Here is a 17,755-nt window from a genome sequence, read left to right as displayed (position 1 = left end):
CGGGGCGGGGCGATGCGTCGTTGCTGTCGGGCTCAGCTGAGGATGGCTGACCCGCGCGGTGGCAGGGTCAGGCGTCCGGCCGCCAGGTTCTCGCCCTGAACGCTCGACAGCAGGACCCGCGTCGCGTCCACGGTGATGGTGCGTTCGTCGTCGGCCAGGTTGACGACGACGAGGGTCCCCCCGCGGCGGATGGCCAACCACTTCTCGGGTACGCTGAAGTCCACCGACACGGCGGTGAAGTCGGGGTTCAACAGATCCGGGGTCTCGCGGCGGAGCCGGATCAGGTGCCGGTACAGGTCGAGGAGACGGGCGTGGTCACCCGTTTCCACCTCGGCCCAGTCCAGTTTCGCCGAAGCGAACGTTTCCGGGTCCTGCGGGTTGGGCACCGTATCGGCGTCCCAGCCCATCCGCTCGAACTCCCGGAGGCGCCCTTCGGCGGTGGCCTTGCCCAGTTCCGGTTCGGGGTGGGAGGTGAAGAACGGCCACGGCGTGGAGGCACCGTACTCCTCACCCATGAACAACATGGGGGTGAAGGGTCCGGCGAGGTTCAGCACGGCAGCCTGGGCCAGCTGCGCATAGGTCACTGTTGCGCCCATCCGGTCGCCGGCTGCCCGGTTGCCGATCTGGTCGTGGTTCTGGGTGCAGACCACCAGTTGGTGGGCGGAAACCAGGGCCGGGTCGATGGGTCGCCCGTGGCCGCGTTCCCTGAAGGACGAGTAGGTTCCGTTGTGGAAGAACCCGTGTTCCATTACCTTGGCCAGGGCTGCCACGGAGTCGAAGTCCTCGTAATACCCGGTGGTTTCCCCGGTGACGTTGACGTGCACGGCGTGGTGGAAGTCGTCGCTCCACTGCCCGGCGAGCCCGTAGCCGCCGGAGGTCCGCGCCGTGATGTGCCGCGGATTGTTGAGGTCGGATTCGGCGATCAGGAACAGGGGCTTGCCCAGGTCCGTGGCACACTTGTCGGTTTCCTCGGCGAATTCCTCGAGGATATGCGTGGCCCGCTCGTCGTGCAGGGCATGCACCGCGTCCAGGCGGAGACCGTCAACGTGATAGTCGCGGAACCACATGAGGATGTTGTCCAGGAGGTAACGCCTGACCTCATCGGAAAGTGGCCCATCAAGGTTCAGGGAATCACCCCAGGTGTTTGCTTTGCCCTCCGTCAGGTAGGGGGCGAACTGGCCGAGGTAGTTGCCGCTGGGGCCGAGGTGGTTGTGCACCACGTCCTGGATCACACCGAGGCCCCGCTGGTGGGCAGCGTCAACGAACCGCTGGTAGCCGGCGGGTCCGCCGTAGGTTTCCTGCACGGCGAACCAGAGGACGCCGTCGTAGCCCCAGTTGTGGGTGCCGTTGAACGCGTTGACCGGGAGCAGCTCCACATGCTGCACGCCGAGGTCCACCAGGTAGTCAAGCTTCCCGATCGCCGCGTCGAAGGTCCCCTCGGGGGTGAACGTCCCGATGTGCAGTTCGTAGATCACTCCCCCGTTGAGCCCGGGCGAGACCCAGGAGCCGTCCTGCCACGCGTGGGCGCCCGGGTCGAAGGTCTGGGAGAGCCCGTGCACGCCGTCGGGCTGACGGCGTGATCGCGGATCGGGGATCGGCGTGGTGGCGCCGTCCACCAGGTACCCGTAATCGGTGCCGGCTGGGAGGGGGGCCGCGCCCGCTGTCCACCAGCCGCCGTCGGCCCGGCTCATGGGTGTGGTGGTCCCGCCCGCGGTCAGCGAGAGGCTAGTGGCTTTGGGTGCCCAGACGTCGAACTGGTTCCTCATGATGCGTCCTCCCTGACCAGCAGTGCCACTGGGTAGGTCTCGAAGATGGTTCCGGCCGGGACGGGCCCGCCGGAGAACGATGCCCCGGTGATGGCGCAGCTGTACTTGCCCTCCGGCAGGATGACGGCGGTGTCCTGCCAGCCGCCACGGCGTTCCAGGCCCAGCGGCAGCCGGGTGAGAAGGGTAAGCGCCCCGCCGCGGTCGAAGGCGAAGATGTGCTCCGCTGCCTCACCGGTGGTGGTGACGGCGGTGTACCCGGCGAACAATTCGGGACGGTCGCGGCGCAGCTTCAGCGCCCGCGACACGACCAGGAGCTTCGCCACCGCTGACTCGTCGATGGCGGGGAGGGCTCCGAAGGCCAGGTTGACCAGTGCCTGCTTCCGTTCCTCAAAGTCCACCGGCCGGCGGTTGTCCGGGTCCACCAGTGAGTCTTCCCAGAATTCCGAGCCCTGATACACATCGGGCACGCCCGGCATGGTCAGCTGCAGCAGTTTGGCGCTCAGCGAGTTCGACCAGCCGTAGCCCTTGATTTTTTCCACCAGGGTGGTGACCAGCGTGGTGACCGCCGGGGTATCGAAGGCGGCGTCGACCGCGGAGTGCATCCGGTCCTCGAAGGCTTCGTTGGGCGCGGTCCAGTGGGTGCTGGAGTCGGCTTCGCGGGAGGCCTTTTCCACGTAGGCGTGGGCCCGGTCGCGGCTCAGCGGCCAGGCACCGATCATCGCCTGCCAGAGCAGCGAGGAGAACGCCGGGTCGCCCAGCGGCGCCGCGCCGTCGAGCTGGCCGAGCACTGTGGCCCAGTCGTCGGCCATCTCGGAGAGCACGCTGATCCGGGCGCGGGTATCTTCGCTGCGTTTGGTGTCGTGGGTACTGAGCGCTGTCATGGACAGCGGGTTATCGCGCTGGCGCCGCAGCAGCCGGTTGTGCATGTCCACCCGGTTGATCGAGAAGATCGACGGGTCGGCGCCCACCTCGTTGAGCGAGGTCAGCCGGTTGTACCGATAGAACGCGGTGTCCTCGACGCCCTTGGCCATCACCATGCCCGAGGTCTGCTGGAACCGGGTGGCCAGCTCGGTGAGGGTCGCGTCAGGATCGGCCAGGTACGGGTTCAGCAGCCCGTGCAGTGTGGTGAGCGTGGCGGCCAGGTCGGGGCGGTGCACCTGGGCTGCGACGACGGCGTCGTCGAGGTACCCGGCACCGCCGGGAAGGTAACTCCGGTAGACCGGGAAACACGCCAGTAGTTCGGCGATCGCGTCAGCAGCGTCCTCGGGATCAAGGCCCGCGTCGGCTGGAACCAACCGGGTCAGCCGCAGCACCTCCGACCGGAGGATCCCGTCGGCGATCCCCCGCTTGGTGCCGTGGATCATCGAATGGAAATCCTCGGCCGGGGCAACCCGTTCGAGCGTGGCCTGCCCGGCCGGGTCAACAAACAAGCGGTCAATATCGGCGAGCGCGTCATACCCGGTGGTCCCCTCGGTGGCCCAGCCGGCGGGCAGGGTCTCCCCCGGCTCGAGGATCTTTTCCACCAGGACGTACGCCCCGCCGGTCAGTTCACGCAGCCGGTCCAGGTACCCGGCAGGGTCGGCGAGTCCGTCCGGATGATCGATCCGGAGCCCGTCCACCAGGGACTCCTCGAACCAGCTGCGAATCTCGCTGTGGGACTCATCAAACACCCGGGGTACTTCGACGCGGAGGCCCGCCAGGGTGTTCACGCCGAAGAACCGCCGGTAGTTCAGCTCGCTGTCCGCGCGGCGCCAGTTCACCAGTTCGTAGTGCTGGCGGGCGTGCACAGCCTGAGCTGTGTCGCCGGTTTCGTAGCTGCCGTCGGCGATCGGGAAACGGTGGTCGTAGTACCGCAGCTCCCCGCCGTCGAGCTCCAGGGCAGCCAGCTCGTCATCGCCGTCGCCCAGGACCGGGAGGCGGATCTTCCCGCCGGCCGCGTCCCAGTCGACGTCGAACGCTTCGGCGTAGGGCGAATCCTGGCCGCCCTTGAGCAGCGCAGACCACCAGGGGTTCTGCCCGGGTGTCTGCACCCCCAGGTGGTTTGGCACAATGTCCACCAGCACCCCGAGCCCCGCCGCGTGCGCGGCGTCCGAGAGTGCCACGAAGGCGTCCCGTCCGCCGCGCTCGGGGTCAACGGCCGTGGGGTCGGTGACGTCATACCCGTGGCCCGACCCCTGTTCAGCGGTCAGCACCGGTGACAGGTACACCCAGTCCACACCGAGGTCCCGCAGGTAAGGCACCACCGCCGCGGCAGCCCTGAGGTCAAACTCGGATCGAATCTGCAACCGGTAGGTCGACTTCGGGGTCCTCATGCATGTACTCCTGAACTGGTGCTGGTGGGTCGTGCCTGCTGGTGCGGTGCCGGTGGGTGTTAGGCGTTACCGGGCTGGTGCGAGTTCGCCAGTGCGGCCAGGGACGCTGCCACCGAGTGATCAAGATCTTCGGTTTCGGCGTGAGCCCGCAACACCACCATTGACTTGGCTTCCAGCGTGATGGTGGCTTCAGCCGGAATGGCGTCCGAATCGGCGAACTTGCCGGCAGTATCAATGACCTCATCCCAGGCCGGAGCGTACTCCTGCTGCGGAAGGGTGAAGTCAACCGGCTCGTCGCTGGCGTTGAAGAGCAGCAGGAAGTTCTGGTCGGTGATCCGCTGCCCGCGGGCGTCGCGGCCCGAGATGCCCTGCCCATTGAGGAACACCCCGATGGAACGGCCGAACCCGGTGTCCCAGTCCTCGGGCGCCATCACGGTGCCGTCGGTGCCCAGCCAGACGATGTCCGGCAGCGCCTCGCCCTCGCCGCGTCGGACCGGTCGTCCGTCAAAGAAGCGGCGACGGCGGAAGGTGGGGTGCTCCGACCGCAGCCGGTTCACGGCGGCAGTGAATTCGAGCAGCGGCTGGTCCACCTGGTCCCAGTGAATCCAGCTCAGTTCGGAGTCCTGGGCGTAGGTGTTGTTGTTGCCCTGCTGGGTGCGTCCCACCTCGTCGCCGTGCAGCAGCATCGGGACCCCCTGCGACAGCAGGAGGGTCGCGATGAAGTTCCGCTGCTGACGGACCCTGAGGGTGTTGACCTCGGGGTCGTCGGTGGGGCCTTCCTCGCCGCAGTTCCAGGACCGGTTGTGCGTTTCACCGTCGTTGTTGTCTTCACCGTTGGCGTCGTTGTGCTTCTCGTTGTAGGACACGAGGTCGCGGATGGTGAAGCCGTCGTGGGCGGTGACGAAGTTGATCGACGCGACCGGGCGGCGCGCTGACTGCTCGTAGAGGTCGGCCGAGCCGGTCAGGCGTGAAGCGAACTCGCCGAGGGTCGACGGCTCTCCGCGCCAGAAGTCGCGCACCGTGTCGCGGTACTTACCGTTCCATTCGGTCCACTGCGGTGGGAAGTTGCCCACCTGGTAGCCGCCGGGTCCAACGTCCCACGGCTCGGCGATGAGCTTGACCTGCGACACCACGGGGTCCTGTTGCACCAGTTCGAAGAACGCTGACAGGCGGTCGACGTCGTAGAACTCGCGGGCCAGGGTGGACGCCAGGTCGAAGCGGAAACCGTCGACGTGCATTTCGGTGACCCAGTAGCGCAGCGAATCCATGAGCAGCTGCAGGGAGTGGGGGTTGCCCACGTTGAGGGAGTTACCGGTGCCGGTGTAATCCATGTAGTACTTTTTGTCGTCTTCGACGAGCCGGTAGTACGCGGAGTTGTCGATGCCGCGCATCGACAGGGTGGGGCCCATGTGGTTGCCCTCGGCGGTGTGGTTGTAGACGACGTCGAGGATTACTTCGATGCCCGCCAGGTGCAGTTCACGCACCATGGCCTTGAATTCCTGGACCTGTTCGCCGGTGTCACCGGCGGACCCGTAGGTGTTGTGCGGCGCGAAGAACCCGATCGTGTTGTAGCCCCAGTAGTTGGTGAGGCCCTTTTCCTGCAGGGTGCTGTCGTTGACAAACTGGTGCACCGGCATCAGTTCGATGGCGGTGATGCCCAGCTTCTGCAGGTGGGAGATCACGGCCGGGTGCGCAACACCGGCGTAGGTGCCGCGCTGGTCCTCGGGAACCTCGGGGTGAAGCTGGGTGAGGCCCTTGACGTGGGCTTCGTAGATGACCGACTGGTGGTAGGGGATACGCGGTTTCCGGTCGCCGTCCCAGTCGAAGAACGGGTTGACGACGACGCCGAGCATCATGTGGGGCGCCGAGTCGTCGTTGTTGATGGAGTTCTCGTCGCCGAAGTTATAGCCGAAGAGCGCCGGATCCCAGTCCATCTGGCCGTGGACGGCCTTGGCGTACGGGTCCAGGAGCAGCTTGTTCGGGTTGCAGCGGTGACCCTCTTCGGGGGCGTTGGGGCCGTGGACCCGGTAGCCGTACTTCTGGCCGGGGACAATGTGTGGCAGGTACCCATGCCAGACGTAACCGTCCACCTCGTGCAGTTCAACGCGTTCCTCGACGCCATCATCGTCGAGCAGGCAGAGCTCCACCTTGTCAGCGATCTCGCTGTACAACGCAAAGTTGGTGCCGGTGCCGTCATAGGTGGCACCCAAGGGGTACGCTTCGCCGGGCCAAAGTTCCATGTGTTCTCCTGATGTGGGTGTTTCGTAAGGTTGAAAAGTGAACGGTCCAGCTACCTTCATAGCGCAACCGGATGACTATTGGGTGAATTATGTCCTGGGCGGGGGGCCGCTGAGCAGGTCCGCGAGGACCGCTCCCACGTATCGCGGCAACTCCGAGACCACTACCGGTCCGAAGCCGGCCGCCCGGCTGCCCGCCATGCCGTGCAGGAGCGCTGCCGCCGCGGCCACGGCCGCCCACTTGTCCTGCGCCGGGACCCCGATCCGCTGGACGGCAGCGTCGCCGTCGTCGTCGTCAAGCGTTGCCACGAGGGCACCGAGGATGCCGGAGAGCGTGTCCCCCGACCCCGCGGTGGCGAGCCAGGGCGTCCCATTGGCCTGGCTGAATAGCGTTCCCGACGGCGAGGCCACCACGGTGACTGTGCCCTTCAGCAGCACGGTGGCACCGGTGAGTTGAGCGGCCTTGCGGGCGTGGTCGGCCGGGGCTGCCTCGATGTCTCGCCGGGTTGCCTTGATCCGGTGGCTGGCCAGCACCGTCTGCAGTTCGCCAGCGTGGGGGGTCAGGATCACCTGGGGTCCCAGCCTGCGGGGCAGCAGGGGCAGCGCGCCAGCGTCAACCACCGTCGGCAGCCCGGAGGACATGGCGTCGCGTGCGCGCTTCCGCTGGTCGGGGTCTTCCTCGGCGCCAGGGCCCACCAGCCACGCCTGCACATGGGACGCCTTGACCGTGTCCTGCGCGCAGACGGCTTCCGGGTGGGTCCTGTTGATCAGGTCCGCGACCGACCGCGGGCCCAGGTACCGAACCATGCCCACCCCGGTGGCCAGAGCGGCGCCGGTGGCAAGCACAGCAGCGCCGGGATACTTGACTGACCCGGCGGCGATGCCGAGCACCCCGCGGGTGTACTTGTGGTCTGTGGGGCGGGGCCGCCGGTACAGGACGGCGACGTCGGCGGGCTCCAGCCGGAACACCCCGGGATTCGGCAGGGTCGCGTCCAGTCCGATGTCGACGACGCTGACCCGCCCGGCGGCCTGCGCCCCGGGCCCCGTGAGCAGACCGGACTTGAGCGCCCCGAAAGTCACGGTCCGATCGGCGGACAGCACCGGTTCGTTGACAACGCCGGTGTCGGCGTCGAGGCCGCTGGGGAGATCGCAGGCGATCACTGAGCCGGTGGCCGCCGACGCAAGCCCGCGGACAAGGCTGGCGGCGGGTTCACGAAGGGCGCCGGTTCCACCGATTCCCAGGATGCCGTCGATGATCAGGTCGGCCCCGGCTGTGGCGGCCACGAGGCTGTCGACCGACGCGGCGGTGAGCTGTTCACTCCGCCCGCCGGCGCGGTGAAAGGCGTCGAGAGACTCCGGGTGGGTGGACCCGGACGTCAGGATTGCTGTGGTCCTGACGCCCCGAGCTGCCAGCCGGGCCGCCGCGAACAGCGCATCCCCGGCGTTGTTGCCGCTACCGGCCAGAACCACAGCGGTCCGCCCGTAGCAGCCGCCGGTACTGCCGATCAGGTCGGCCACGGCAGCCGAGTACAGGCCGTAAGCGGCCCGCTGCATCAGGGCGTCGCTGTGCCCGGCAGCAAGGAGGGGGGCTTCAGCCGAACGGATCGCACTGCCCGAATAGGCGCTAAGCATACTTAGGAGTCTATCCCGGTGGACGGAGGCGCAGGTGCCACATGCGCGGCCTCGGCGACCACCATCGCCGTCGCGACCCCTCCATCGTGGCTAAGTGACAGGTGCCAGCGGTGGACGCCCTTCAGCTCCGCGACCGCTGCGACAGTGCCCTTGACCTCAACCGAAGGGCTACCGGCGGCGTCGAGCCCAATCCAGCAGTCCTGCCAGTTCATCCCGGCCGGGGCGCCCAGCGCCTTGGCCACCGCCTCCTTGGCAGCAAACCGTGCGGCGAGCGAGCGCAGATTCAGCGCCCGCTCCGCCGGCACGAACAACCGTTCACGCAGTCCAGGCGTCCGCTCCAGCTGCCTGCCGAACCGGTCGACGTCCACTACGTCAACGCCGATGCCCACGATCATCGGCAGCTACTCAACCGTGACTGACTTGGCCAGGTTGCGGGGCTGATCAACGTCGTAACCCTTGGCGGAGGCCAGCTCGCAGGCGAAAATCTGCAACGGCACAGTGGTCAGCAGTGGCGCCAGCAGGGTGGGAGTCTTCGGCACGTAGAACACGTGTTCCGCGTACGCCTCCACCGACGCGTCGCCTTCCTCGGCGATCACAATGGTGACGGCGCCGCGGGCGCGGATCTCCTGGATGTTCGAGACCACCTTGGCGTGCAGGGAATCCCGGCCGTTCGGTGAGGGAACGACGACGACGACGGGCTGGCCGTCCTCGATCAGCGCGATGGGACCGTGCTTGAGCTCACCGGCGGCGAACCCTTCGGCGTGGATGTAGGCGAGTTCCTTGAGCTTCAACGCACCTTCCATCGCCACCGGGAACCCTACGTGGCGGCCCAGGAACAGCACCGACTTGGCGTCGGCCATATCGCGGGCCAGCTTCTTGACCTTGTCGGCGTTGTCCAAGATCTGCTGGATCTTGGCGGGCATTTCCGCCAGGTCGGCCAGGACGTCGGCAATCTCGTCGCCGAATTTGTTGCCCCGCAGCTGCGCCAGGTACAGGCCCAGCAGGTAGGCGGCGGTGATCTGGGCCAGGAAGGCCTTCGTGGAGGCGACGGCAATCTCGGGGCCGGCGTGGGTGTAGAGCACGGCGTCGGATTCGCGGGGAATGGTCGATCCGTTGGTGTTGCAGATCGCCACCACCTTGGCGCCCTGTTCCCTGGCGTACCGCACAGCCATCAGGGTGTCCATGGTCTCGCCGGACTGGGAGATGGCCACCACGAGGGTCTTCTCGTTGACGATCGGGTCCCGGTAGCGGAACTCGTGGGAGAGCTCCACCTCGGTGGGGATCCGGCACCAGTGCTCGATGGCGTACTTGGCAACCTGACCGGCGTAGGCAGAGGTACCGCAGGCGAGGACAACAATTTTGTCCACTGAGCGCAGGATGGTCTCGTCGATGCGCAGTTCGTCGAGGATGAGCTTGCCGGCCGCGTCGGAACGGCCGAGCAGGGTCTGGGCGACGGCGTCGGGCTGGTCGTTGATTTCCTTCTCCATGAAGGAGGGGTAGCCGCCCTTTTCCGCTGCTGCGGCGTCCCAGTCGACGTGGAATTCCTTGCCGGTGGCGGGGGCACCGTGGAAGTCGGTGATGATGACCTCGTCAGGGGTGATGGTGACCACCTGGTCCTGGCCCAGTTCAACGGCGCGGCGGGTGAAGTCGATGAAGCCGGAGACGTCGGAGCCGAGGAAGTTCTCGCCGTCGCCGAGCCCGACGACGAGCGGTGAGTTCCGGCGGGCGGCGACAACGACGCCGGGTGAGTCCTGGTGCACGGCGAGCAGGGTGAAAGCACCCTCGAGCCGCTGGCTGGCCAGGCGCATGGCATGGGTGAGTGGGTTGGGGTCCCCTGCGGAGGCGACTTCGCGGTAGATGCTGCCCAGCAGTGCGGCGGCCACTTCGGTGTCCGTCTCGGAGAGGAAGGTTTCGCCCTGCTCCAGCAGCGCTGCCTTGAGCTCGGCGAAGTTCTCGATGATGCCGTTGTGGATGACGGCCAGCCGCCCGTCGTCAGCGAGGTGCGGGTGGGCATTGAGGTCATTCGGCGCGCCGTGGGTGGCCCAGCGGGTGTGGCCGATCCCGGTCATCGACGCGGGCAGCGGGCTGGCTTCAAGCTCGGCCACCAGGTTGCTCAGCTTGCCTGACTTCTTCCGGGACTCGACCCCGTTGGGGGTCAGGACGGCCACACCGGCGGAATCATAACCGCGGTACTCAAGGCGCCGGAGCCCCTCCATGACAACGTCCAGCGCGCCGTGCGTCGCTGTTGTTCCGTCTGATGACACTGTTGCTCGGCCTACGTAGCCTACGATTCCACACATGGGCTTAAGAGTACCGTCAGCCCGGGGCATCGGGTGCAGCGCACCCCCGAATCCGGGCGCCGCGCCCGGCCAAGTTTCGCATCTGGGGCCGCCAACGGGCACAATTCAGACGGTGAGTGAAACAAATCCCGGGGTGACCGCGGGCAATGGTGCGGAGAGCAACTTCACACCCTTCGTCGAACTGGACCGCCAGACCTGGGCCCGGCTGTCCAACGAGATCTCCTCCCCACTGGACCTTGAGGACATTCTCCGGTTGCGGGGGCTGGGCGACGAGCTCAACCTGGATGAGGTGCGCGAGGTGTACCTTCCCCTCTCCCGGCTCCTATCCCTGTACGTTGCGGCCGCCGGTGAACTGCACGCCGCCACCACTACTTTCCTGGGCGAGCAGCGCACCCGCACCCCCTTCGTCATCGGTGTGGCCGGTTCGGTGGCCGTCGGGAAGTCCACCACAGCCCGGGTGCTCCGTGAACTGTTGAGCCGCTGGCCGGACACCCCCAATGTGGAACTGGTGACCACCGACGGCTTCCTGTACCCGAATGACGAGCTGGAACGTCGCGGCCTCATGCAGCGCAAGGGGTTCCCCGAATCGTACGACCGGCGGCGGCTGCTCAGATTTGTCAGCGAGGTCAAGAGCGGCGCCGAAGAGGTGCGCGCCCCCTGGTATTCCCACCTGACCTACAACATTGTTCCGGACCGTGAGGTGGTGGTCCGTCGCCCCGACGTCCTGATCGTGGAGGGCCTGAACGTGCTGGCCCCCGCCCGGACCCGCGCCGACGGCCGGTCCGGCCTCGCGTTGAGCGACTTCTTCGACTTCTCCATCTATGTGGATGCCAAAACCTCCTTCATTGAGCAGTGGTATGTCCAGCGTTTCCAGTCGCTGCGGACCGGGGCGTTCGCCAACCCGCAGTCCTATTTCCACCGGTACGCGTCGCTGACCGACGACGAGGCCCGCGAGACAGCCCTCGGCATCTGGCGGCGGATCAACGAGCCCAACCTGATGGCCAACGTGTTGCCCACCCGGGGGCGGGCCCAGTTGGTGCTGACCAAGGAAGCCGATCATTCAGTGCGGCGAATGCTGCTCCGCAAAACATGACGTGCTTTGGTCGCCGGTCTGTTCGCCCGCTGTTGGTGACAACGGTGGCCCTCGCCACTGCGCTGACCGGCGTTGCTGCGCTCTCCGGCTGCGCAGCGCCGGCCGCGGAGTCCGCTCCAGCCGCCGAGTCCGCTCCTGCAATGGACACCGCGCCCGGCGTCGCAAGCCTCAGCAGTGGCGAAGTTCCGGCACCGGCCCAGCGGTCGCCGTCGCCGGCCAGGACAGTTGCGGCGGACGACTACGCGGACCCGTCCACGGCGACAGTCGTCGTCAATAAGCGCCGCCCGCTCGACCCGGTCGACTATGCCCCGCCGGAGCTCGTGTTGCCGGCGGTTCCCCTCGCCACGGACCGCGCCAATGCCATGCTGCGCCCCGATGCGGCCGAAGCCCTGGAGGGGATGTTCGCTGCGGCGTCCGACGACAACGTCGCGCTCACCCTGGTCAGTGGGTACCGCTCCTACACCGTCCAGGCGGATACGTACGATTACTGGGTGAGCACAAATGGCAGCGCCGAGGACGCCGACGACTATTCGGCACGGCCCGGCTTTTCGGAGCACCAGACGGGGCTTGCGTTCGATATCGGCCAGGATGACGGAGCCTGCACCCTCAGGTCCTGTTTTGGGGAGACTGCGGCCGGGATCTGGGCCGCCGACAATGCCCATGTGTTCGGTTTCATCCTCAGATATCCGGCGGGCCGCCAGGAGACAACAGGGTTTCTTGAGGAATCCTGGCACTACCGCTTTGTGGGGACGGAAACCGCTTCGTCCATGCGGGACGGGAAGGTGGAGACGCTTGAGGAGTTCGCCGGCCTGCCCGATGCGCCCGACTACGGCTAGGCAGATATCCTAGGCGGATGCTCAACGGATTCAAGACCTTCATCATGAAGGGCAATGTGGTGGACCTCGCGGTCGCCCTCGTCATCGGCGCCGCCTTCACCTCAGTTGTCCAGGCTCTCGTCAACAATGTGCTGATGCCGCTGGTCGCCCTCATCTTCGGAGTGCAGAACTTCGATCATTTCCTGGCGTTCGGCGACGTGCGATTCGGGGTGCTTCTCACCGCCGTCGTGAATTTCCTGCTGGTCGCCGCTGCCATCTACTTTGTGATCGTGCTGCCCATGAACAAGATGATCGAGCACCGGAACCGCCGTCTGGGCATCGTCGAGGAGGAAGCCGCCGTGGATCCACAGATTGCGCTGCTGACCGAGATCAGGGACAGTCTTGCGACCCGCCCCTAGCCTGCCCCACCAAGCAGGGCAGGCGGGGCGACCGCTGGTCTAGGCCTGGGCGGAGCTGAGAGCCAGCCGAAGCTGAACCGTCTCGGCGAGCCGGTCGGCGGTGAGCTGAGCGGTTTCCATGTCGGCAGCCTCCACCATCACCCGCACCACCGGTTCGGTGCCGGACGGCCGAAGCAGGACACGGCCGGTCTCCCCCAGCGTCTCCTGAGCCTCGAGCACGGCCTGTTGTACGTGTTCGTTGGTGGTGACTGCTCCCTTATCGACGCCCTTGACGTTGATCAGTACCTGCGGCAGCTTGTTCATGATCTGGGACAGCTCTTTCAGCGTCCGTCCGGTGCGGGCCACCTGGGCTGCGAGCTGCAGGCCGGTCAGGACGCCGTCGCCGGTGGTGGCGTACTTCGCGAAGATGACGTGACCCGACTGTTCGCCGCCGAGGCTGTAACCGCCGTCGCGCATCCCTTCGAGCACGTACCTGTCGCCGACACCGGTTTCCCGGAGACTGATTCCTGCTTCCCGGAGCGCAAGCTTCAGGCCAAGGTTGCTCATAACGGTGGCCACGAGTGTGCTGTCCTTCAGGGTGCCTGCAGCATTCATCGCGACGGCCATGATCGCCATGATCTGGTCGCCGTCAACGATGTTTCCTTCATGGTCGACGGCGAGGCAGCGGTCGGCGTCGCCGTCGTGGGCTATGCCAAGATCGGCGCCATGCTCGAGCACCGCGGCCTGGAGGGGGCCCAGATGGGTGGACCCGCAGCCGTCGTTGATGTTGATTCCGTCGGGGTCGGCGCCGATGACGACGATTTCCGCTCCGGCATCGGCGAACACCTGGGGCGAGCAGCCGCTGGCCGCACCGTGGGCGCAGTCCAGCACCACTTTGACGCCGTCGAGGCGGTTCGGGAGGGTCTGCAGGAGGTGCACCACGTAACGGTCTTCGGCGTCGGCGAAACGCTTGATCCGGCCAACGTCGCCACCAATGGGCCGGAGCGCTGGCCGGGTGAGTTCCAGCTCAATCGCATCTTCGATCCGGTCATCGAGCTTCTTCCCGCCACGGGCGAGGAACTTGATGCCGTTATCCGGCGCAGCGTTGTGCGATGCGGAGATCATGACACCGAAGTCGGCGTCCAGGTCAGCCACCAGGAATGCTGCGGCTGGGGTGGGGAGGACCCCGGCGTCGAACACGTCAACACCAGCTCCAGCCAGGCCAGCCTCGACAGCTGCGGCGATGAAGTCGCCGCTGATGCGGGGGTCCCGGGCAATCACTGCTGTCGGCCGTCTGCCGTCGGTGGTGTTGTGGCCCAGGACCACAGCCGCCGCCTGGGCGAGGCGCATGGCCAGCTCGGGCGTGATCAGGTCGTTTGCCAGTCCGCGGACCCCGTCGGTCCCAAATAATCTACTCATCGATGTACATCCTAATTCAGAGGGGATCGATCCCGATCTTAAACACCTAACGCCCGTCCGGTAACCGGACGGGCGTTAGGACCACTGAAGGCCGGGCATCCGAAAGAGGAAGCGCGCCGGTCCACGTGGTTGGTTAGCGCTTGGAGTACTGAGGTGCCTTGCGAGCCTTCTTCAGACCAGCCTTCTTACGCTCGATCACTCGTGCGTCGCGGGTCAGGAAGCCAGCCTTCTTGAGGATGGCGCGGTTGTTCTCGCGGTCAATCTCGTTCAGGGTACGGGCGACGCCGAGGCGCAGCGCGCCGGCCTGGCCGGATGGGCCACCACCGTGGATGCGGGCTACGACGTCGTAGGAACCGAGGAGATCAAGGATCTTGAACGGATCGTTGACTTCCTGCTGGTGCAGCTTGTTCGGGAAGTAATCGGCCAGTTCGCGGCCGTTGACAATCCACTTGCCGGTTCCCGGTGTGAGCCGGACGCGGGCAACTGCTTCCTTGCGACGGCCAACGGCTCCGCCGCCGACGGTCAGGGCGGGACGTTCCTTGGCAGCTGCCTCGGTGGTCTCGCCGGTTTCTGAGGTGTAGCTCGTAAGCTCCTCAGTTGGTTCATTCAGCTCTTCAGTGTTCTGAGCCACGGTTCTCCTTGAATTAATTTCTTAGTGTGTGGTGGCCAGGACTACTGGGCGACCTGGGTAATTTCGAAGGTCTTTGGCTGCTGTGCAGCGTGAGGGTGCTCGGCACCGCGGTAGACCTTCAGTTTCCCGATCTGCTGAGCAGCCAGGGAAGTCTTGGGAAGCATGCCTCGGATGGCCTTCTCCACAGCGCGGACTGGGTTCTGCTCCAGCAGCTCTGCGTAGTTGACCGATGAGAGGCCACCCGGGAAACCGGAGTGGCGGTATGCACGCTTCTGCTCGAGCTTGGCTCCGGTGAGGGCAACCTTCTCGGCGTTGATGATGATGACGAAATCGCCCATATCCATATGGGGTGCAAAGGTCGGCTTGTGCTTTCCGCGCAGCAGTGTTGCGGTCTGGCTGGCAAGTCGGCCTAGGACAACGTCGGTGGCGTCAATGACGTGCCACTGGCGGTTGATGTCGCCTGGCTTCGGGGTGTACGTACGCACGGTTTTTGCCTTCGTTTCTTGTTCGGTGACGCCTTCACAACCGGGACATAGTCCCCGCGCGAAAGCTCAGCTTATGCATGCGCTACCGGAACTTCAGGTGAGGGCTGAAAGCCAGTGATCCCGGTTATCTCGGCCATTCCCGCGGGCCAGGTGACTCTGCAACCGAGTCGCCACGCGGGCATGGACGTATCGAGGTGGGATACGCACAACGACTACCAAGATTAGCGCGAAGTAGCTCCCCAGGTCAAAACCATCAGGGGCCGGGTGGGTCCGCGGGCCTCGCTGCTCCGGGCAGGGGTGGTGCGGTGGAATCATAAAAGTGGCCGGTGGGGGTGGTGATGCGGAGCGAGTGTCTACGTCCGGGGCGCGGCTGGGCTGTCCACCCGCTGACTTCTTTCGTGTGGTTACAGGCTTCGCAAAGTCCGGCCCCGTTGCTGATAGTGGTTGGTCCGCGCCGGTGCCAGGGGGTGATGTGATCGACGTGGCGGATGGGTGCGTCGCAGTAGGGCATCCGGCAGGTGTCATCCCGGGCGACGATGAACCGCCTCTGAGCTTTGGTGAAGAGCCGGGCCTTCGAATCCATAGCCACCAAGTCGCCGCTGGCCGGTGCGGTGTAGAGGCGTCGCAGCCACACATCATAGGCGTGGCGTTCGGTGGCCGGTTCTGGGTTCTCGGATGGGTCAGGGCGGAGGAGATCCCGTGCCCAGGCGGAGGGGACGATGCCGTAGCCCGGGATCCGTGCCGGTTCGCTGTCGCCTTCAAACAAGACCCGGTCAGTCATGATGACCTGCAACTCGACCTTGGTGATGCCTCCGCGGACACCGGTGGTGCGTTCGACTAATGTGTCGGCCATGAGTTGGCCTTCGGACCGGGTGTCCCCGGAGGCCCGTGCGCCGTCGGCAATCCTGGTGAGTGCTGCGTAGGCGGCGACGGCGTCCTTCACCGGCAGCAAGGCGGTCAGATAGGCCATGGTGTCCGGTGCCGGACGGATACTCACGAATCGTTCACTGGCCGCATGAGCAGCCCGGTTCACCACCGACCGCGGATCCCGCCGGTACGCGGCAGCCTTCGCCGCGGCGACGATCGCTTTGTCCCCGCAGCCAGCGAATTTCCCGGAATCGGCGGAAAGCTCCTCATCGACGGCGGTCCGGTCGGCGGTGGACAGGCACGCAGTTTCCTTCACCAACAACGTGGCCCGCCATTCGTTGAGCTGACCGTTATGTAAAGCCGCCAGGGTATGAGGCATTTCCGTGGTCAGCGCCCGCGCCAACCCCAGCAGCCGGCTTCCACGTGCCGGAGATTCCCGCCGAGCCAACGCCACCTGGGCACCCACGCCTTTACCTTGTTCAGCAGCGGGGATCCCGGTCCGGGCCTGGTCCTGGCGTTCCAACAGGTCAACAGCGACAGTGAGCTGGGCTTGCACTCCAGCGATCGCCGACTTCACATCCTCCAAGGCACGCAACTGATCAATCAGGCCGGCGGAAGTTTCGGTTGGCTTCACCGCCTTCAGGGCATCGGCCACAGCCCGCGTACCGGCATCCGGGACAGCACCGAATCTTGAGGCGAATGCTCCGCGTGGAGCAACCGACCGGAAAGGTGATGTCTTCCGGATCAACGATGGAGCTGTGATGCCGTCCATACAAACATTGTTTCAGGCCCCTCTGACATTTTTAGGAACCAAAGGATGGCGGACATACCGGACAACTGCTCTATCGAACCCCGCTGACGAGCTGCGAACCGCCCGCTGTTCTGGCGCAGTTTTAAGCCAGTGATGGGTCCATTTTCCGAAGGGTTTGCGCACCAAGGACAGACTCAGCGCAGCCTTTACACAGGATAGGGAAATCGGACGTTTTGGGGGGTTTGCTAATGCTACTTTCTATCCAGCGCAGGTAAGGATCCGGCGCATCCGTCTCTCGCATCTCCCCAGGAGCAATACATGGTCTCTCTCATCGCTACCCTCCACGTGCTCGGCATCAAAGCGACCGAGCGCCTCCGCCGCGAGCAAACCGGCGCTACTGCCGTTGAATATGCGCTCATGGTCGGTCTGATAGCAGTGATCCTCATCGGCGGACTCACTATTTTCGGGCCACGGCTGTCAACTTTCTTCACGAACCTGGGCCCACGCATCGGTATCTAGTACCGAGTCGGCGACCGCATCTCGAATTGAGACACGACCTTAGTCGCGCCCGGAACAGGAACTCGGCTCCGGGCCAGCAATTTACCAAGGGGCGGCAGCGTATGGAGCGTTGTTGCCCCTTGACCATTTCGGAAGAAGTTAATGAAAAGATTGCGCTCGGAGTCAGGTGCCGCCGCGGTGGAATTCGCTCTCGTAGTGCCTTTGCTTCTTGTCCTTCTACTCGGAATCATCGAGTTTGGTCGCGTATACAACGCGCAGATACAAGTCACTACTGCTGCGCGTGAAGCAGTACGGGTGATGGCCATCGAAAACAAGTCGAATCTTGCAGTAGCTGCGGCAATCTCATCCACTCCCGGGCTCAGCCCCAGCCTAACTTCAGGGCAAATCGCCGTCGGGTCGTGTACCTCTGGTACGAAGACGACCACAGTTACCGTTACATATTCTGTGGACCTCCTGTCTGGCTTGTTTGCCGACGCGGTTTCCCTGACCGGACGGAGTGCCATGCGATGCGGAGGCTAGGTCATAAGGAA

General features: G+C 65.4%; 15 protein-coding genes. 5 read left to right on the top strand and 10 right to left on the bottom strand.

All coding sequences use genetic code 11. The annotated features are described in order from the left end of the window. Window positions 1–32 precede the first annotated feature (32 nt). The 6 genes from treZ to glmS form a co-directional block, all read right to left on the bottom strand. Window positions 33–1,766: a malto-oligosyltrehalose trehalohydrolase gene (treZ, locus tag IWX62_RS04630; protein WP_196840207.1), complete on the bottom strand. Its 1,734-nt coding sequence runs from the start codon at window positions 1,764–1,766 to the stop codon at window positions 33–35. Then, window positions 1,763–4,078, bottom strand: a complete 2,316-nt coding sequence (gene treY / locus IWX62_RS04625; RefSeq protein ID WP_196840206.1) for a malto-oligosyltrehalose synthase — start codon at window positions 4,076–4,078, stop codon at window positions 1,763–1,765. Before treY ends, treZ begins: the two co-directional genes overlap by 4 nt. Before the next feature lie 59 nt (window positions 4,079–4,137). Continuing rightward, window positions 4,138–6,318, bottom strand: a complete 2,181-nt coding sequence (gene glgX, locus IWX62_RS04620) for a glycogen debranching protein GlgX (RefSeq protein WP_196840205.1) — start codon at window positions 6,316–6,318, stop codon at window positions 4,138–4,140. 87 nt (window positions 6,319–6,405) lie between these two features. Then, window positions 6,406–7,947, bottom strand: coding sequence for an NAD(P)H-hydrate epimerase (locus tag IWX62_RS04615; protein WP_196840204.1), 1,542 nt, complete (start codon window positions 7,945–7,947; stop codon window positions 6,406–6,408). 2 nt (window positions 7,948–7,949) lie between these two features. Next, the gene (locus IWX62_RS04610; RefSeq protein WP_196840203.1) at window positions 7,950–8,342 is read right to left on the bottom strand and encodes a holo-ACP synthase; all 393 of its coding nucleotides are present in this window, start codon (window positions 8,340–8,342) and stop codon (window positions 7,950–7,952) included. 6 nt (window positions 8,343–8,348) lie between these two features. Further along, window positions 8,349–10,247, bottom strand: coding sequence for a glutamine--fructose-6-phosphate transaminase (isomerizing) (glmS, locus tag IWX62_RS04605; RefSeq protein WP_196840202.1), 1,899 nt, complete (start codon window positions 10,245–10,247; stop codon window positions 8,349–8,351). A gap of 112 nt (window positions 10,248–10,359) precedes the next feature. On the opposite strand from glmS, the gene coaA reads away from it, so the two are divergent. From coaA to mscL, 3 genes are read left to right on the top strand one after another with little or no spacing between them, the layout of a single operon-like run. Beyond that, complete coding sequence (gene coaA / locus IWX62_RS04600; RefSeq protein WP_196840201.1) at window positions 10,360–11,340, top strand: type I pantothenate kinase; 981 nt, start codon at window positions 10,360–10,362, stop codon at window positions 11,338–11,340. A 44-nt stretch (window positions 11,341–11,384) separates the two neighbouring features. Beyond that, window positions 11,385–12,176 carry a M15 family metallopeptidase gene (locus IWX62_RS04595; protein ID WP_196840200.1) on the top strand — a complete coding sequence of 264 codons (792 nt, stop codon included), beginning with the start codon at window positions 11,385–11,387 and terminating at the stop codon, window positions 12,174–12,176. 17 nt (window positions 12,177–12,193) lie between these two features. Beyond that, window positions 12,194–12,574 (top strand): large conductance mechanosensitive channel protein MscL, encoded by a 381-nt coding sequence (gene mscL / locus IWX62_RS04590; protein WP_196840199.1) that lies wholly within the window; start codon window positions 12,194–12,196, stop codon window positions 12,572–12,574. Between the two features lie 39 nt (window positions 12,575–12,613). Here mscL and glmM read toward each other — a convergent pair whose 3' ends face one another. From glmM to IWX62_RS04570, 4 genes are all read right to left on the bottom strand, one after another. Continuing rightward, window positions 12,614–13,972 carry a phosphoglucosamine mutase gene (gene glmM, locus IWX62_RS04585; protein ID WP_196840198.1) on the bottom strand — a complete coding sequence of 453 codons (1,359 nt, stop codon included), beginning with the start codon at window positions 13,970–13,972 and terminating at the stop codon, window positions 12,614–12,616. A gap of 133 nt (window positions 13,973–14,105) precedes the next feature. Next, on the bottom strand, window positions 14,106–14,603 hold the full coding sequence (gene rpsI / locus IWX62_RS04580) for a 30S ribosomal protein S9 (RefSeq protein ID WP_196840197.1): 498 nt from the start codon (window positions 14,601–14,603) through the stop codon (window positions 14,106–14,108). Window positions 14,604–14,644: 41 nt separating this feature from the next. Continuing rightward, window positions 14,645–15,088, bottom strand: a complete 444-nt coding sequence (gene rplM / locus IWX62_RS04575; RefSeq protein WP_019481538.1) for a 50S ribosomal protein L13 — start codon at window positions 15,086–15,088, stop codon at window positions 14,645–14,647. A gap of 253 nt (window positions 15,089–15,341) precedes the next feature. Further along, the gene (locus IWX62_RS04570; protein WP_196840196.1) at window positions 15,342–16,727 is read right to left on the bottom strand and encodes an HNH endonuclease; all 1,386 of its coding nucleotides are present in this window, start codon (window positions 16,725–16,727) and stop codon (window positions 15,342–15,344) included. 297 nt (window positions 16,728–17,024) lie between these two features. Here IWX62_RS04570 and IWX62_RS04565 point away from each other — a divergent pair, with 297 nt between their 5' ends. Both IWX62_RS04565 and IWX62_RS04560 read left to right on the top strand, forming a co-directional pair. Further along, window positions 17,025–17,225, top strand: coding sequence for a Flp family type IVb pilin (locus IWX62_RS04565; RefSeq protein WP_196840195.1), 201 nt, complete (start codon window positions 17,025–17,027; stop codon window positions 17,223–17,225). A gap of 141 nt (window positions 17,226–17,366) precedes the next feature. Further along, on the top strand, window positions 17,367–17,744 hold the full coding sequence (locus IWX62_RS04560; RefSeq protein ID WP_196840194.1) for a TadE/TadG family type IV pilus assembly protein: 378 nt from the start codon (window positions 17,367–17,369) through the stop codon (window positions 17,742–17,744). The last annotated feature ends 11 nt before the right edge of the window (window positions 17,745–17,755 follow it).

The sequence above is a fragment of the Arthrobacter sp. CAN_A1 genome, assembly GCF_015751665.1.
Taxonomy (GTDB): domain Bacteria; phylum Actinomycetota; class Actinomycetes; order Actinomycetales; family Micrococcaceae; genus Arthrobacter_D.
Note: the sequence above shows the minus strand (reverse complement) of the source record. Positions and strands in the feature narration are given on the sequence as shown.

Bases quoted from the DNA above. Each gene is read 5' to 3' on its own strand.
- treZ (WP_196840207.1), bottom strand. From the start codon at position 1,766: ATGAGGAACCAGTTCGACGTCTGGGCACCCAAAGCCACTAGCCTCTCG.
- glmS (WP_196840202.1), bottom strand. From the start codon at position 10,247: ATGTGTGGAATCGTAGGCTACGTAGGCCGAGCAACAGTGTCATCAGAC.
- mscL (WP_196840199.1), top strand. From the start codon at position 12,194: ATGCTCAACGGATTCAAGACCTTCATCATGAAGGGCAATGTGGTGGAC.
- IWX62_RS04565 (WP_196840195.1), top strand. From the start codon at position 17,025: ATGGTCTCTCTCATCGCTACCCTCCACGTGCTCGGCATCAAAGCGACC.
- glmM (WP_196840198.1), bottom strand. From the start codon at position 13,972: ATGAGTAGATTATTTGGGACCGACGGGGTCCGCGGACTGGCAAACGAC.
- IWX62_RS04610 (WP_196840203.1), bottom strand. From the start codon at position 8,342: ATGATCGTGGGCATCGGCGTTGACGTAGTGGACGTCGACCGGTTCGGC.
- IWX62_RS04615 (WP_196840204.1), bottom strand. From the start codon at position 7,947: ATGCTTAGCGCCTATTCGGGCAGTGCGATCCGTTCGGCTGAAGCCCCC.
- IWX62_RS04570 (WP_196840196.1), bottom strand. From the start codon at position 16,727: ATGGACGGCATCACAGCTCCATCGTTGATCCGGAAGACATCACCTTTC.
- IWX62_RS04560 (WP_196840194.1), top strand. From the start codon at position 17,367: ATGAAAAGATTGCGCTCGGAGTCAGGTGCCGCCGCGGTGGAATTCGCT.
- glgX (WP_196840205.1), bottom strand. From the start codon at position 6,318: ATGGAACTTTGGCCCGGCGAAGCGTACCCCTTGGGTGCCACCTATGAC.
- treY (WP_196840206.1), bottom strand. From the start codon at position 4,078: ATGAGGACCCCGAAGTCGACCTACCGGTTGCAGATTCGATCCGAGTTT.